Below are 12,451 nucleotides of genomic sequence, written 5' to 3'. Positions count from 1 at the left end.
ACGGACCCATGGCTTTGGCTGACACGACGACGAAGACGCCGGTTCACGACTTGGCCATGGACCTCTACAGGGTCCTCGCGATCGTCGTCGTCGTACTCGGCCATTGGCTCGTCGCGGCTCTGACGTTTCACGACGGCGAGTTCGGCAGGCAGGATCCCCTCGTCGCCATACCGTGGACGCAATGGCTGACCTGGGCCTTCCAGGTGGTCCCCGTCTTCTTCGTGGTCGCCGGCTATGCCAGCGCGGTGTCCTGGACGCGTTGGCAACGGTCCGGTCGGGGTTCCCGTCAAGCCTGGCTGCGGCGGCGTTTGGCCCGATTCGTGGGACCTACGGCGATCTACGTCGGGGTCTTGACGGTGGTCGTCGTCGCCGTTGTGGCCGCAGGTGTCCGCGGACCCCTGTCGATCGGCGGATGGGCCGTCGGCATGCATCTATGGTTTCTCGCCGTATTCATGGCCGTAGTCGCACTGACCCCGCTGCTGATGGCCGCCGACTGCCGCTGGGGGCTGGCAGTTCCCGCGGCGTTGGCCGCTGCCACCGCAGCCGTCGACGCGCTGGCGATCGGTGCCGAGGTTCCCTACGTCGGCGTGCTGAACTACGCATTCTGCTGGGCGGCCATCTATCAGCTCGGCATCGCCTGGCACCGGGCGAGATTGTCCGGGCCCCGGCCGGTCTACCTCGCGGTCACCGCCGCTGCGGTTCTGGCGGCGCTGGTGGCCTTTGGGCCATACCCGATCAGCATGATCGGCGTTCCGGGCGCTGCGGTCCAGAACACCTCTCCGCCGACGTCGGCGATGCTGGCGTTCGGTGCCGTACAGGCCGGCCTGGTGCTCTCGTGCGCTCCAGCACTGAACCACGTCTTGTCGGCGTCGCGGTTGAAGCGGCCACTCGCCGTTGCCAATCAGAACGTGATGGCACTGTACCTATGGCACATGGTGCCCGTCGTGGCCGTCACGCTGGTGGGATATCCATCCGGCCTGCTGCCCCAGCCGCCGATCGGAACCGGAGCATGGTGGCTCGCACGTCTCGAATGGCTCGTCGTCCTGTCGTTCGTGACCTGTGGCCTTCTCGCCCTGCTGTGGTGGAACCGCCGCTTCTTCCTCGCCTCATTGCCGGTGGTCGGCTCCCCTCTCGCGCCGCCTTGGACCGAGGCGGCACTCCTCGCGGGTTCGGCCGGGGTGGCGATCGCGTTGGCTCGATTCGCCGCAGCCGGTTTCGCACCCGACGGAGCCCTTCCCGTGGGCACGTCGCTGCTCTTCGCCGCCGGACTGGTGCTGATGACGATCACGTCCAGGCGTGACTGCACGAGAGCGTGAGTCGCTGCCCACGGCTGCCGAATACCACCCCAATCAATCCTAAACTCGAAGGAACACGTGCCATGGCGTTCAACAACCGTAATCGCAGCCTGCTGAGCCTCGTCCATCACAGTGACCGGGACCTGCACTATCTGCTCGACTTGGCCCGGGACCTGAAGCGGGCGAAGTACTCCGGAGACGTGCGCAACAGCCTTGCCGGCAAGAACATCGCGCTGATCTTCGAGAAGACGTCCACTCGCACGCGGTGTGCGTTCGAGGTGGCCGCCCACGACGAGGGCGCTCACGTGACGTACATCGACCCAGCGTCGTCGCAGATCGGGCACAAGGAATCGATGAAGGACACGGCACGGGTGCTCGGGCGGATGTACGACGCGATCGAGTATCGCGGCAGCGCCCAGGAGACCGTCGAGGAACTGGCGGAGTACGCGGGGGTGCCGGTGTTCAACGGGCTGACCGACGACTTTCATCCGACCCAGATGCTGGCCGACGTGCTCACCATGACCGAACACTGCCCGAAGCCGTTGCACGACATCGCCTATGCCTACGTGGGAGACGGCCGCAACAACATGGCGAACTCGCTTCTGCTGGTGGGCGCCAAGCTGGGAATGGACGTACGCATCGGCGCACCGAGGGACCTGTGGCCCACGGATGACCACGTGGCGTTGTGCCGAGAGTTCGCCAGCGCGTCGGGGGCGCGGATCACCATCACCGATGAGCCCAGCGAAGCCGTACGAGGGGTCGACTTCATCCACACCGACGTGTGGGTGTCCATGGGTGAACCCCTGGAGACCTGGGGCCAACGGATCGACGTGCTCCTCCCGTTTCAGGTGAATGCGGCTTTGATGAAGGATTCCGGCAACCCACGGGTGAAGTTCATGCACTGCCTGCCTGCATTCCACGACTCGAATACCGAGGTCGGGGCTCGCATCGCGGCCCGGTATCCCTTTCTCTCCGACGGCATCGAGGTCACCGACGACGTGTTCGAGAGCCCGGCGAACATTGCCTTCGAACAAGCAGAGAACCGCATGCACACGATCAAAGCGGTCCTCGTCGCGGCGCTGAGCTGAGCGCGATGAGGATAGTGATCGCACTCGGCGGCAACGCGCTCCTGCAGCGTGGGCAGCCCATGACGGCGGACAATCAGCGAGCGAACATCCGGATCGCCGCCGAGCGCATCGCCGCAATCGCGCACGGCAACGAGATCGTGGTCGCCCACGGCAACGGGCCACAGGTGGGACTGCTCGCGCTCCAGGCAGCGGCGTACCACGACGTGGCTCCGTACCCGCTCGACGTCCTCGGCGCTCAAACCGAGGCGATGATCGGCTACGTGATCGAGCAGGAGCTCGCCAACCTGCTGCCGTCAGATCAGTCGCTCGCCACGCTGTTGACGATGATCGAGGTGGATCCCGAAGACCCGGCATTCAGCCATCCCACCAAACCCATCGGGCCGGTGTACGACCGGGAAACCGCCGAACGCTTGAGCGCCGCCGGTGGCTGGACGGTCGCCCCCGACGGTGATGCCTTCCGTCGCGTCGTCGCCAGCCCGAGACCCAAGCGCATACTCGAGATCGAGCCCATTCGAACGCTCGTCGATCAGAACACCATCGTCATTTGTACCGGCGGCGGTGGTATACCCACGACCTATGACGACGACGGCCGACTGGGCGGTGTCGAAGCGGTCATCGACAAGGACCTCGCGTCGGCTCTGCTGGCGAAGCAGTTGGACGCCGACCTGCTCGTGATAGCCACCGACGTCGACGGCGTCTACGTCGACTGGGGTTCCGAGAAGCAGCGGCGACTAGGGCGAGTCACACCCGAGGACCTGGCCGATCTGGACCTCCCCGCAGGATCGATGGGACCGAAGGTCGAGGCTGCATGCGACTTCGCACGCAGTACGGGCAGGGAAGCGGTCATCGGGTCGCTGACAGACATCACCGACATCGTCGACGGCTCTGCCGGCACCCGGGTACGCGCTTCCACGGCGGTTGCCAACCGCAGCGGCGGATACCCGTCGATGTCGAGAGGACTGGGAGCATGACTGTTCGTTCGTCGGACCGCATAGTGGTGGGAGTCGACGGCTCGGCCGTGTCCGATGCCGCGCTCCGGTGGGGCGCCCGCGAGGCGGCGCTGCACGATGTCGGTCTGAGCATTCTGTACGTCGTCGATCCCGGGGTCCCTGCGTGGGGGTTGGGCCTTGCGACGGCGGCAATTCCAGCGGAATACGTTCAGTTACAACGGGACGACGCGCTGAGGATCCTCGAGCGTGCCCTGCAAACGGTCGTCGACACCGTCGGCGAGGACGTCACCGTCAACGGCGAGGTGGTGTACGCGAACCCGGTGCCGACCCTGATCGACGTCACGAAGGATGCTCGCATGATCGTCGTCGGATGTCGCGGCCGAGCAGCGTGGCAACGTGGCCTCTTCGGTTCGGTCAGCACGGGTCTGGTCCATCACGCGCATTGCCCCGTGGTGGTCATCCATGCCCAGGCCGACGAGTCGGCGTTCAGTCGCGGTCCGGTGGTCGTGGGCGTCGATGGCTCTCCCGCTTCGGAGTTGGCCACCGGCATGGCCTTCGAAGAAGCCCAATTGCGAGGTACGGGCCTGCTGGCGCTGCACGCGTGGAGTGATGCCGACGTGCCGGTCGTGCCCGTCGCGGCATGGCCGGACTTCCGCCCCGCCGCCGAAGAGGCGCTGGCCGACTGGCACGAACGCTATCCCGATGTCGTGATCGAGCGTCGCGTGGTGTTCGACCGACCGGCCCTGCATCTGGTGGCCGCCGCGGAGGCGGCTCAACTCGTGGTGGTCGGCAGCCACGGCCGAGGTGGCTTCGCAGCCATGTTGCTCGGCTCGGTCAGCACTGCGGTCGTGCATGCGGTGCACACACCCGTGATGGTTGCCCGTCGCAGCGAATGACGGTGCCTGGACGACGAGCTAGGTCAGTACAGCTAGGCCAGACCCCTTAGCATCAGGTTCCAGTACATGAACGGCAACCCGTATTTCTTGAGGTACCAGTAGCTCCGGTGCGGCTTGGTCGGGTCCAGCAGCGGGAACGACGGCGTCAGATTCAGGTCGTAGTCGAACTCCGCCAACAGCATCGCGTGCGAGGACGTGACGATCGGGCACGACCCGTAGCCGTTGTAGGAGGCGCTCAGCGGTCGGCCTGCAAGTAGCGACTCGATGTTCTCGACCACCACCGGGGCCTGCTTGCGAATCGCGGCACCGGTCTTGGAGTTCGGCGACGACCCGGCATCGCCGAGGCTGAACACGTTCGGATACCGCACGTGTTGCATGCTGTGCTTGTCGATCTCCACGTACCCGTTCGGGTCGCCGGTCGACAACGGACTCGCCTTGATCCACTCCGGCGCCGACTGGCGTGGCACCGCGTGCAGCACGTCGAAGTTCAGCATGGTGTCGGATCCGCCGTCCCCGGTGTGGGTGACGCCAACCTTGTGCGCTGCAGCGTCGACGGACGTGATCTCGGCGTTCGTGTGCACGGTGATGCCGTAGTCGGCGGCGATCGCGTCGAGGTTGTCGGCGATCGCCGGGATGCCGAACAGACGCGGCGTTGGCACCACCAAATGCACGTCGATGTCGGAGAGCACGCCCTGCCGGCGCCAGTAGTCGCTCGCCAGGTACGCAATCTTCTGCGGTGCGCCGGCGCACTTGATCGGGCCCGACGGCATGCCGAACACCGCGCTGCCCGAACGGAGGCCACGGATGAACTCCCATGTGCGGGGCGCGAGGTCGAACCGGTAGTTCGACGAGACCCCGTCCTTACCGAGTGCGTCCTGCAGACCCTCGGTCCGGTTCCAGTCCAGCTGGATGCCCGGGCTGACGACGAGTACGTCGTATTCGTAGACCGCCCCGTCGGCACAGGTGACCGTGTTGTCGTCCGGGTCGACCGTGGCCGCCGCGTTCTTGATCCACGTCGCGCCCTTGGGCATCACGGAGGCCTCGGGCCGTGCTGTCGTCGACGCCTTTGCCTGCCCACCGCCGACGAGTGTCCACAGCGGTTGGTAGTAGTGCGTATCGGACGGTTCGATGACGGCCACGTCGGAGTGGCCCTTGCGCAGCAACCGGGCGGCGACCGAGATACCGGCGGTACCTCCGCCGACGATGACGATTCGGTGCTTGTCGGTAGTCATGATCTCTACTCCGCTCAGGCGCTCTGACGGGCTTCGTCCCAGGCGTTGAAACCGCCCAGGATGTCGCTGACATCACCGAACCCGTTCTGCCGCAACAGGCTTGCAGCGACCGAGGATCGGTAACCGCCGGCGCAGTACACGACGGTCGGCTTCGCCGGATCCAGTTCGCCCAGCCGGGCCGGCAGCTGACCCACCGGGATGGTGAGCGCGTTCGGGATGGTCCCGGCGGTGACCTCACCCGGGTTGCGCACGTCGACGACCTGCAGGTCGGGCAACTCCGCGACGCGTTGATCGAAGACCTTGGCCGTCAACCTGGAGGCCACCTGGACGTCGTCCTGATGGGCGAGCATCACCTCGAACGGCTGGTCCACGTAGCCGATGACGCGGTCGAACCCGATTCGGGCGAGCCGGTTCTTGCCTTCCAGCTCGTGGCCCGGCTCGGTGAACAGCACGATGTCGACGTCGGTGGGGACCACCGATCCGGCGAATTCTGCGTACCGGCCCTCCAGCCCGATGTTGACGGCGCCGCGCAGGTGACCCAGCGCGAACTCTTCGGGACCGCGGCCGTCGACCAGGATCGCGCCCGCCTCCATCGCGTCGCGAACCTGCTCGTAGGTCATCGCCGGCGGCATCTTGGTCTCGTCCAGCAGACCGCGGTCCTTGCGATTGAGGATGGCGTCGTAGACGAAGTAGCTCGGGGCGGGCGGTTGCCCTTCGGTGACCAAGTTCATGAAGGTGGCCTTGTCGGGAGCCCGCAGTGCGTAGTTCGTCTCCTTCTGCTCCCCCATCGTCGACCACAGGTCGGTGGACAGGTTCTTGCCGCACGCCGAGCCCGCACCGTGCGCCGGATACACCCGGGTGGCGTCGGGCAGTGTCATCAGCTTGTCGTGCAGCGAGTGGTAGAGCTTCTCGGCCAGTTCCTCACGGGTGAAGCCGATCGAGGCCAGCAGGTCGGGCCGACCAACGTCGCCGATGAAGAGCGCATCGCCGGTCAGCACGCCGTAGGGCACCTCGTCGTCGGCGTGCTCGTAGACCACGATGCTCATCGACTCGGGCGTGTGGCCAGGGGTGTGCAGGAACTCCAGCGTCACGTCACCCAGTGAGTAGCGCTCGCCGTCGGCCACGCCCACCGACTCGAACTCGGTCTCGGCGACCGAGGAGTACACGATCTTCGCGCCGGTGGCCTTCGCCAGCTCCAGGTGCCCGGAGAGGAAGTCCGCGTGGAAGTGGGTCTCGATGACGAGTTCGATCGCGAAGCCGAACTCCTTGGCATCCGCCAGGTACTCGGACACGTCGCGCTGCGGGTCGACAACGACTGCGCGGCCGGTGCTTTCGTCCGCGATCAGGTACGACGCGTGAGACAGGCAGTCCAGGTAGTACTGGGTGAACTTCATGGTGACGAGTCCTTTCGTTCGGTTGGCGGTAGCCATCTGAGTATCAGGATTGATATACCCCTACGGGTATGTCAAGGGCCATGAGTCACCAAAAATTCCCGCCTTGCATGTACCCCTGGGGGTATGTGTATCATCGGATCATGGATACCCCTGGCGGTATCGATCATCACTACCCCCCTTTCCGAGAGGACACCGGCATGACCGCACCCGTCACCATCGACTCGCACGACCTCAGCCAGATGCTCGGTTCGACGACGCCGCCCCGGGTCATCGATGTGCGCACTCCCGGCGAGTTCGAGACCGCACACATTGCCGGCGCCTACAACGTGCCGTTGGACCTGCTGCGCGAACACCGCGACGAGATCATCGAACACCTCGACGAGGACGTCGTCCTGGTCTGCCGGTCCGGTCAGCGCGCCACCCAGGCCGAAGAGACGCTGCGCCAGGCCGGACTTTCCAACGTGCACATCCTCGACGGCGGCATCACCGCCTGGGAGGCAAAGGGTTTCGCGGTCAACCGCGGCGCCCAGCGCTGGGACCTCGAGCGCCAGGTCCGCCTGGTCGCAGGCTCGATCGTGCTGACCAGCATCCTGGGCAGCATCGCGGCCCCGAAGCTCAAGTGGGTGGCCGGGGCCATCGGCGGCGGACTGACCTTCGCAGCGGTGTCCAACACCTGCGCGATGGGCATGATGCTGTCCAAGCTGCCCTACAACCGCGGCGCCTCCTGCGACGCCCAGAGCATCGTGTCGCAGCTGGTCGACTCCGCTGCCACGGCACGCAAGGTGAGCTGACGAATCATGATCGCGCTCAGCATCGGCCTGGCGGTGTTCGTCGGCATCGCACTGGGACTGCTCGGCGGCGGCGGTTCGATCCTGACCGTCCCACTGTTGGCCTACGTAGCAGGCATGGAGGCCAAGCAGGCGATCGCCACCTCGCTCCTGGTCGTAGGCGTCACCAGTGCCGTCGGCGCCATCTCGCACGCTCGGGCCGGCCGGGTTCAGTGGCGGACCGGCCTCGTCTTCGGTGGCGCGGGCATGGTCGGCGCCTACGCGGGCGGGTTTCTGGCACGCTTCATCCCGGGCACCGTGCTGCTCATCGGCTTCGCCGTCATGATGATCGCCACGGCCGTCGCCATGCTGCGAGGACGCAAGAACGTCGAGACGACCGGGCGCAACCAACGCCTCCCCGTCCCGAAGATCATCGCCGAGGGCCTCGTCGTGGGTCTGGTGACGGGTCTGGTCGGCGCAGGTGGTGGATTCCTGGTGGTACCGGCCCTCGCCCTACTCGGCGGATTGCCGATGCCGGTCGCCGTCGGCACCTCGTTGATCGTGATCGCGATGAAGTCCTTCGCGGGCCTGGGCGGCTACCTGTCCAGCGTCGCGATCGACTGGCCGGTGGCGTTGGCGGTGACGGGCGCTGCGGTGGTGGGCGCCCTCGCCGGAGCGCGGCTGACCTCGATGGTGAATCCCGATTCGCTTCGAAAGGCGTTTGGTTGGTTCGTACTTGCGATGTCGTCGGTCATCTTGGGACAGGAGATCCATCTGGGCGTCGGGATTGCCGCGGCACTGATCACGGCCGTCGCGGCGCTGGCGACCGTTGCCTGTAGCCGGTATGCGCGCTGTCCCCTCCGCCGCCTGACGAGAACACACACCTCCGGACCGGCTACCGCATGACGACTCGTGGAATACCCCCGCGGGTACCATGGCTCTAGGTACCGGAGACAGGAGAACACGCCATGGTTGGTGACGAGGACGCAATAGCCGCAGTGCTCAACAGGCTGCGCAGGGCCCAGGGCCAGCTGGCCGGGGTGATCTCGATGATCGAGCAGGGCCGCGAGTGCAAGGACGTGGTCACCCAGCTTGCCGCGGTCTCGCGGGCACTGGACAGGGCCGGGTTCAAGATAGTTGCGACCGGCATGCGCGAGTGCTTGACGGGCGAGGCTCAAGACGGCAAGCAGCCGATGACCGAGGCCGAACTCGAGAAGCTGTTCATGGCACTGGCCTGATCGCAGACGCATCAGACGGATCAACGAAGAACTGGAGGAAGTCATGAGTTACGCACTGTCGACGACGCTGCACACCACGTTCGAGGATGCTGTTGAGCGCACACGAAAGGCGCTGGCAGATCAAGGTTTTGGGATACTGACCGAAATCGACATGAAGGCGACACTCAAGGCCAAGCTGGGTGAGGACATGGAGGACTACCTAATCCTCGGAGCCTGCAACCCACCCCTGGCTCACCGCGCAGTGAACGCGGACCGCCAGATCGGCCTGTTGCTGCCCTGCAACGTTGCCGTGCGCACCGACACCGCTTCTGATGAGGACGCGGTGATCGTCGATGCGATGGATCCCCAGGTCATGGTTCAGGTCTCGGACCAACCCGGGCTGCGCGATGTCGCCGATGAAGCGGCGACCAAGCTGCGCGCAGCGCTAGACGCGTTGAACGAGGAGCGCCGATGACAGCGACGCACGGTGAGTACGACGTAGAAGTCAGCATCATCGAGACGACCGGGTTGGGTGACCGCAGTTACCTGGTCAGCCACGACGGCGGCGCCGTCGTGATCGACCCGCAGCGCGACATCGACCGCGTGCTCGACCTTGCCGGCGAACGGGATGTCCGCATCACCCACGTGCTGGAAACGCACATCCACAACGACTACGTGACCGGCGGGCTCGAACTCTCCCGAGTCACGGGTGCCGAGTACGTCGTTCCGGTGGGCGACGACGTGGGCTACGAGCGACGTGCCGTCGCCGATGGCGACACCATCACGGCCGGCGGCCTCCGGTTGCGGGTATTGCACACTCCCGGCCACACCCACAATCACGTGAGCTACGCGCTTCATGACCCCGACGGTGCGGTCGTCGGCGTCTTCACCGGCGGATCCATGTTGCACGGCACCACCGGACGCACCGACCTGCTCGGCTCCGAACACACCGCGAAACTCACCCATGCGCAGTACCACTCGGTGCGCCGCCTCGCCGCCGAGCTGCCCGATGACACCGCGGTCTACCCCACCCATGGGTTCGGCAGTTTTTGCTCGGCCACTCCCGCGAGCGGTGACTCCTCCACCATTGCCGAACAGCGTCGGAACAATCCCGCTCTCACCCTCGACGAGCAGAGTTACGTCGAGGAATTGATTGCCGGCCTGTCGGCATACCCCGCGTACTACGCGCACATGGGGGTGATCAACACCCAGGGACCCGACCCCGTGGATCTCTCGCTCCCGCGCCCGGTTGATCCCGACGAACTTCGCCGGCGAATCGAGGCCGGTGAGTGGGTGGTCGATCTGCGCAATCGCAGAGCCTTCGCGGCCGGTCACCTTGGCGGCACGCTGGGCTTCGAGCTGTCCGACTCCTTCGTCACCTATCTCGGCTGGTTGTACTCCTGGGGTTCACCGCTGACGATCATCGGTGACGACGTCGCTCAAATCGCCGAGGCCCGGCGCGAACTCGTCCGCATCGGGATCGATGACGTCTCCGGCGCCGCGGTGGGCGACATTCAGGCGCTGGCGGCAGGTGGGCCGTTGCGCTCGTATCGCGTCGCTGACTTCCGCGATCTCGCCGCGCAGATCGGCACGCGGCATCTCGCAATCCTCGACGTCCGACAGAGCGGCGAGTACGACGACGGTCACCTTCCCGGAGCGGTCAACATCCCGCTGCACGAACTCAGCAGGCGCATCGACGAGGTGCCGGGTGGTGAGGTCTGGGTGCATTGCGCGTCCGGGTACCGGTCGTCCATCGCTGCCTCGATCATCGACCAGCCCGACCGTACGGTTGTTCTGGTCGACGACGCCTTCGAGCATGCCGAGGAACTGGGCCTCATCGGTCCCTAGTCACGGTGAGTACAGAAGCGCCACGACGACGGCAGTCGCGAACGCGACCGTCGACCCGCCGATCAGCAGAACCTCCGCTCGAGGGGCCGATACGGTGAAACGGCCAGAGACGGCCGACACGTCGCCGATCCGTCGCGATCGACGGTGACCCAGCCCGAGGACGAGTAGCGCGAGCGACGCCGCAGTGAACGCCAGCAGGGTTCGCACCGGACCCAGGGGTCCGTGCTGGCGAAGCAGGACCAACGCCCCGCCGACCAGGAACCCAAAAGAGCTCCGCTCCCAGGACAAGGACGTTCGCTCCCCGGGCAGCCCCGGCTTGCTCGGCGGCCGACCCGGCATCTCACGAACCTCCCGGTGGCCAGACGATCAGGATCACGAGGATCAAGACGGTGACGGCGAAGATCGCACCGCCCAACAACTGTGGCACGTGAGTGGGCGGTAAATCCTCCTCGCGGCGTATCGCGGTCTGTACTCGTTGCCAGCGACGCACGGACAATGCCGCCAGTACTCCGCCACCGGCCGTCAAGGCCAGGCTCAGGCCGTGCCTCACACCGGGGACCCCGAAGGCCGGCATGAACTGCACGACGGCGATGCCCCCGGCGATCAGCGCTAGGGCGGTGCGGATCCACGCGAGGAACGTCCGTTCATTCGCCAGTGTGAAGCGATAATCCGGCTCCGTCTCGGCACCCGGCTCCAGCGAGCGGTCGTGATCGGCGGAAGCCACCAGACTGCACCCTTCCCACGCGTGAGACCGTGGTTCAGCCTACGTCGCCGTTGTCCAAGAGTAGGTTCCGTCTGAGGAAGTCGAGGTGAGCCGTCGCCACCAGTTGCTGCGTGTCGCCGTGATACATCTCGAAGTGGCTCACGGGGTACTCGTAGATCTCGTGGTGCGGGACTTCGGCCGCCTTGCGTCTGATGTAGTCGCTGGAGACGACTTCGTCGTCGATCGCCAACGTCACCAGAAGCGGAGCTGCGATGTGGTCGAGCACCCCTCTTCGGTAGCGAGGTGCCGTGAAGAGGAACCGCGGCGTGAACGCGTTGCGCCAGGTGGGAGATTCCTGCTCGAGCGTGCGAAACAACTCTGCGAGCGACGGGTCGCTGAACACCGCCCGTCCCGGCGGGCCGTAGACGCGGAGGTAACGGGGCGGACGCCCGAGTGCACCAGCGAGGGCATCGAGTGCCGCCGAGCCCATCAGCCGTGCCGTCGCGAGCACCGTTTGCGTGCCGGTGAGTTGCCAGCCGGGGCGCGTGGCGCGACCGACGGCACCTCTAAACAGGTCGATCGCAGGCACATTGGCCACGACGGCTGCGATCGACGGGTCGCTCGCAGCAACTTCGAGCACATGGCTGCCACCCAACGACGTGCCCCATAGCGCGATGCGGTTCGCGTCGATGCCCTCGAGACTTCGGACGTACTCGACCGCACGACGCAGGTCGGCACGTTGACGCGATGAGCTGATCAACTGACGCGGCAAACCATCGCTGGCCCCCAGATGGCGATAGTCGAAGATCAGCGCCGCAATACCGCCGGCAGCGAAACGACGAGCGAAGTCGGGCACTATCCAGTCCATCGTTCCGGAGAAGCCATGTGCCAGAACGACGCACGGCAAGGGTCCAGTCGCGCCGGACGGGCGGTACAGGACGCCCGCACAGCGGGTACCTTCCGACCAGAACGACACCGGCGTGGTGTCGTATCCCACCATCGGAGTTCCGTGGCCGTCGGCCCCACCGGTCTCGGTGCCGTCGCTCTCCGCCATGACATCC

General features: G+C 65.9%; 14 protein-coding genes. 9 read left to right on the top strand and 5 right to left on the bottom strand.

Features of this window, described 5'->3' with window-relative positions; translation table 11 throughout:
- Positions 1-14: 14 nt before the first annotated feature.
- From LOK44_RS00425 to LOK44_RS00410, 4 genes are all read left to right on the top strand, one after another.
- Positions 15-1,316: an acyltransferase family protein gene (locus LOK44_RS00425; RefSeq protein ID WP_372481175.1), complete on the top strand. Its 1,302-nt coding sequence runs from the start codon at positions 15-17 to the stop codon at positions 1,314-1,316.
- Between the two features lie 62 nt (positions 1,317-1,378).
- Positions 1,379-2,383, top strand: a complete 1,005-nt coding sequence (locus tag LOK44_RS00420; RefSeq protein ID WP_237568016.1) for an ornithine carbamoyltransferase — start codon at positions 1,379-1,381, stop codon at positions 2,381-2,383.
- Between the two features lie 5 nt (positions 2,384-2,388).
- Positions 2,389-3,354, top strand: coding sequence for a carbamate kinase (gene arcC, locus LOK44_RS00415; RefSeq protein ID WP_237568015.1), 966 nt, complete (start codon positions 2,389-2,391; stop codon positions 3,352-3,354).
- Entirely contained in the window at positions 3,351-4,229 is an 879-nt protein-coding gene (locus tag LOK44_RS00410; RefSeq protein WP_237568014.1) for a universal stress protein, read from the top strand. Before arcC ends, LOK44_RS00410 begins: the two co-directional genes overlap by 4 nt.
- A gap of 32 nt (positions 4,230-4,261) precedes the next feature.
- Here the strand turns inward: LOK44_RS00410 and LOK44_RS00405 are convergent, their stop codons facing one another.
- Entirely contained in the window at positions 4,262-5,461 is a 1,200-nt protein-coding gene (locus LOK44_RS00405) for an NAD(P)/FAD-dependent oxidoreductase (protein WP_237568013.1), read from the bottom strand.
- 14 nt (positions 5,462-5,475) lie between these two features.
- Entirely contained in the window at positions 5,476-6,855 is a 1,380-nt protein-coding gene (locus LOK44_RS00400) for an MBL fold metallo-hydrolase (protein ID WP_237568012.1), read from the bottom strand.
- A gap of 197 nt (positions 6,856-7,052) precedes the next feature.
- Between LOK44_RS00400 and LOK44_RS00395 the strand changes: the two genes are divergently transcribed.
- From LOK44_RS00395 to LOK44_RS00375, 5 genes are all read left to right on the top strand, one after another.
- Positions 7,053-7,646 carry a rhodanese-like domain-containing protein gene (locus tag LOK44_RS00395; RefSeq protein ID WP_237568011.1) on the top strand — a complete coding sequence of 198 codons (594 nt, stop codon included), beginning with the start codon at positions 7,053-7,055 and terminating at the stop codon, positions 7,644-7,646.
- A gap of 6 nt (positions 7,647-7,652) precedes the next feature.
- Positions 7,653-8,528 carry a sulfite exporter TauE/SafE family protein gene (locus LOK44_RS00390; RefSeq protein WP_237568010.1) on the top strand — a complete coding sequence of 292 codons (876 nt, stop codon included), beginning with the start codon at positions 7,653-7,655 and terminating at the stop codon, positions 8,526-8,528.
- A 62-nt stretch (positions 8,529-8,590) separates the two neighbouring features.
- Positions 8,591-8,860 carry a metal-sensitive transcriptional regulator gene (locus LOK44_RS00385; RefSeq protein ID WP_105366670.1) on the top strand — a complete coding sequence of 90 codons (270 nt, stop codon included), beginning with the start codon at positions 8,591-8,593 and terminating at the stop codon, positions 8,858-8,860.
- A 43-nt stretch (positions 8,861-8,903) separates the two neighbouring features.
- On the top strand, positions 8,904-9,314 hold the full coding sequence (locus LOK44_RS00380) for a DUF302 domain-containing protein (protein ID WP_237568009.1): 411 nt from the start codon (positions 8,904-8,906) through the stop codon (positions 9,312-9,314).
- A complete protein-coding gene (locus LOK44_RS00375; protein WP_237568008.1) occupies positions 9,311-10,687 on the top strand; it encodes an MBL fold metallo-hydrolase in 1,377 nt (458 codons plus the stop codon). Before LOK44_RS00380 ends, LOK44_RS00375 begins: the two co-directional genes overlap by 4 nt.
- Here the strand turns inward: LOK44_RS00375 and LOK44_RS00370 are convergent, their stop codons facing one another.
- Genes LOK44_RS00370 through LOK44_RS00360 form a run of 3 tightly spaced genes read right to left on the bottom strand, consistent with a single transcriptional unit; the run spans position 10,688 to position 12,444 of the window.
- Entirely contained in the window at positions 10,688-11,026 is a 339-nt protein-coding gene (locus LOK44_RS00370; protein WP_237568007.1) for a DUF202 domain-containing protein, read from the bottom strand.
- A gap of 1 nt (position 11,027) precedes the next feature.
- Positions 11,028-11,411 (bottom strand): YidH family protein, encoded by a 384-nt coding sequence (locus LOK44_RS00365; protein ID WP_237568006.1) that lies wholly within the window; start codon positions 11,409-11,411, stop codon positions 11,028-11,030.
- A gap of 34 nt (positions 11,412-11,445) precedes the next feature.
- Complete coding sequence (locus LOK44_RS00360) at positions 11,446-12,444, bottom strand: alpha/beta hydrolase (protein ID WP_237568005.1); 999 nt, start codon at positions 12,442-12,444, stop codon at positions 11,446-11,448.
- Between the last annotated feature and the right edge of the window lie 7 nt (positions 12,445-12,451).

This window comes from Mycolicibacterium lacusdiani, assembly GCF_021916785.1.
Classification (GTDB): Bacteria; Actinomycetota; Actinomycetes; order Mycobacteriales; family Mycobacteriaceae; genus Mycobacterium; species Mycobacterium lacusdiani.
Note: the sequence above shows the minus strand (reverse complement) of the source record. Positions and strands in the feature narration are given on the sequence as shown.

Bases quoted from the DNA above. Each gene is read 5' to 3' on its own strand.
- LOK44_RS00420 (WP_237568016.1), top strand. From the start codon at position 1,379: ATGGCGTTCAACAACCGTAATCGCAGCCTGCTGAGCCTCGTCCATCAC.
- arcC (WP_237568015.1), top strand. From the start codon at position 2,389: ATGAGGATAGTGATCGCACTCGGCGGCAACGCGCTCCTGCAGCGTGGG.
- LOK44_RS00410 (WP_237568014.1), top strand. From the start codon at position 3,351: ATGACTGTTCGTTCGTCGGACCGCATAGTGGTGGGAGTCGACGGCTCG.
- LOK44_RS00405 (WP_237568013.1), bottom strand. From the start codon at position 5,461: ATGACTACCGACAAGCACCGAATCGTCATCGTCGGCGGAGGTACCGCC.
- LOK44_RS00400 (WP_237568012.1), bottom strand. From the start codon at position 6,855: ATGAAGTTCACCCAGTACTACCTGGACTGCCTGTCTCACGCGTCGTAC.
- LOK44_RS00395 (WP_237568011.1), top strand. From the start codon at position 7,053: ATGACCGCACCCGTCACCATCGACTCGCACGACCTCAGCCAGATGCTC.
- LOK44_RS00390 (WP_237568010.1), top strand. From the start codon at position 7,653: ATGATCGCGCTCAGCATCGGCCTGGCGGTGTTCGTCGGCATCGCACTG.
- LOK44_RS00385 (WP_105366670.1), top strand. From the start codon at position 8,591: ATGGTTGGTGACGAGGACGCAATAGCCGCAGTGCTCAACAGGCTGCGC.
- LOK44_RS00380 (WP_237568009.1), top strand. From the start codon at position 8,904: ATGAGTTACGCACTGTCGACGACGCTGCACACCACGTTCGAGGATGCT.
- LOK44_RS00375 (WP_237568008.1), top strand. From the start codon at position 9,311: ATGACAGCGACGCACGGTGAGTACGACGTAGAAGTCAGCATCATCGAG.
- LOK44_RS00370 (WP_237568007.1), bottom strand. From the start codon at position 11,026: ATGCCGGGTCGGCCGCCGAGCAAGCCGGGGCTGCCCGGGGAGCGAACG.
- LOK44_RS00360 (WP_237568005.1), bottom strand. From the start codon at position 12,444: ATGGCGGAGAGCGACGGCACCGAGACCGGTGGGGCCGACGGCCACGGA.